Origin of the sequence: Proteus myxofaciens ATCC 19692 (assembly GCF_001654855.1) — a bacterium.
GTDB lineage: Bacteria > Pseudomonadota > Gammaproteobacteria > Enterobacterales > Enterobacteriaceae > Proteus > Proteus myxofaciens.
The window spans coordinates 1-2,465 of sequence record NZ_LXEN01000165.1 but is presented as its reverse complement, the minus strand read 5'-3'; the positions used below and the strand labels follow the sequence as shown (position 1 = coordinate 2,465).

1 protein-coding gene is annotated in these 2,465 nt (G+C 26.4%); it reads right to left on the bottom strand.

All coding sequences use genetic code 11. From position 1 onward, the window contains the following. A partial coding sequence (locus M983_RS16340) for a Tc toxin subunit A (RefSeq protein WP_245684060.1) occupies positions 1 to 2,380 on the bottom strand: 2,380 nt, incomplete at its 3' end. Positions 2,381 to 2,465: the final 85 nt, after the last annotated feature.

Genomic DNA, 2,465 nt, shown 5'->3' with positions numbered 1-2,465 from the left:
CAATTATTTGAGCAATATTTACTGTATCTTTATTATTTAAGCTTCCTTGCATAATTTGACTAATTTTATCCCATTCATTATATTCATCAACAACATTACTATCTTCAGAATATCTTAAACTTATTAATAATTTAAGTTCTTTTGGGGAGATATCGAGTAGCTTTGATAACTCAATATATTTAGAAAGAATATAAATATTTTCATAATGGTTTAATTCTTTATTTGGTGTGAGTAATAATGCTTCATCAATTGTTTTTTCATCTACGTTTAAAATAATTGATAATTTTTCTGAAGTTAATGTCTCATTGATAAGCGAGTCTAAAAAATCATTCGCCATGTCACCACATTGTGTAATAAAATGATGAAATCTAATAATATTTCTTATTGTAAAAAGAAAAAAATCTAATTTATTATTATCCTGAATTAAATGTAAGTGTAAATAATGAGTAATAAACTTTATTTCAAACTCAGTTAAACCTATTTTATTAAAAATTACAATAACTTTTTGAACCCTGTTAAAAAATCTAGAAATTTCAATTTTGTCTTCATCATTTAAATCTTCTTTAATAAGAATAGGTAGTAATTCTTTTAAAGTTTTATTATCATTGTTTTTATCAATTAAATACAATATAGATTGAGCTTTTTCAATAGAATCAACACCCATTTCCATATCAATAAATGATGTGACTAATGCGTATTGTTCTTCATAATCCATATTTCTATTCTTTAATTCAGAACGTATTTTATCTATTAAATTAGCGAGTACAGGAGTAAAGACTTCATCATATTTTTTTGTACAAATTAAAAATAACTCACTTATTTCCCATTTTTCTTTTCTAAAGAAAACAACATTACCATTAATAATGGTAATCAGTTCATTCATTTTATAGGAGGTGTTTTTATGCTTTATTGGGCTATTAAGAGGAGCTGGTAAAATATTTATTAATAACACTAACTCATTTATAGTTAATCCATTAATTTTTGCTAATAAATGAACTCTATAAAGTAAAGAAAGATTAACCAGTGTGTTCTCAAAATTGCTATCACTTCCTGATGCTAATTTCCATAACATCATTAATTCAATATCATTGACATTTAATGCGTGTTTTATCGTATTTAAACGAATAATATCATCAGGTTTAATTGCATTATTTAAATCAAAAACATGACCATCATCAGAAAAAACTGCACCATTTAGAGGTAGTGAATTAAATAATTGATCAAACTGTGATGGTTTATTATCTAACGATTTTTTTATTATCAACCCACCATTAAGTACAACCGCTTGTTCTGGTGTAATAGTGTAATGCTCTAATAAATTCTTTAGATTTATTAAACTATTTACTATTCTAGCATTAATATTAAATTGTGTATTCTCAGATTGAATTAAATTAATGATAGATAATAACGGAATTTCCGTTGATTTGAACAACCGAATAATTTTATTAAGATTTAAAATTTCTTTATTATTTAAAAATTTTTTCTCACCTAATAAATTTAATAAAATTTTCACATTTTTTATATCAACATTATAATATTTACTAATAAAATCAGCGCTATTTAATAATGAGTTATTAATATTACCAAAATTTTTCTTAAATAAAGTATCAGTATCTTTATCAACATCTTCAATTAAAATTTGGTAAAGCTCTGGTGAGATCCCCGCTTTAATAGAAGTTAATAGAGCTGAGTCTGATCTTGAGATAAATTCCGGTGAAGACATTAAACCTTCTAGCGCATTGTTTTGTAGCAAAATAGCTTGGCGAATGATTTCATAAGGTTGATGATACGGCGTTTCACCCGTTAAGCGATAAGTGGCTAATTCACGGAATATATCTTTACCACTACCTAATTTTGCTTGTAGTGCTGTTGTTAGAATTTGATTCGATAACGAAAGTGTTGAGACTTCTTTATCCAGATTGTCTTGAGAAAGCACTAATTTCGCTAAATCGGGTCGGCGTTTATCAAGATGATAAATTGAATTTTTAGGATGTAACGCTTTCGCCTCACGATAAAGTTCGGTTAAATAACCTGCTGGTGAAAACATAGATGCGACAGATTGACTATCTACAAATTCATTCCCCCTTTCAGGGATCCATTCATTTAAGGCACGACCTTTTGCTACTGGCGATTGAATAGCTAAGCTAACTGCATTACGGATTTGGGGATTAGAACGTGTTAAATAATGTGATTCTTCTATCTTATTTAATGTTTGATATTTTTGTATTTCATTATAAAGGGTATTTATTTCATGAGATGCTAATACATTAGATAATAAATCATTAATTTCATTAAAAGATAAATAAGAGAGTGTTTCAAAATCAACAGTATCTGTAAAATTTGTGTTAATCTTAGAAATAAGCTCATTAACTTTTATCATATAATTTTCCTAGTCATTAATAAAATGGTATAGCGCTATTTATGCACTAAGAAAAAAATAACAAAAAAAAATAAAGAGCAAATTG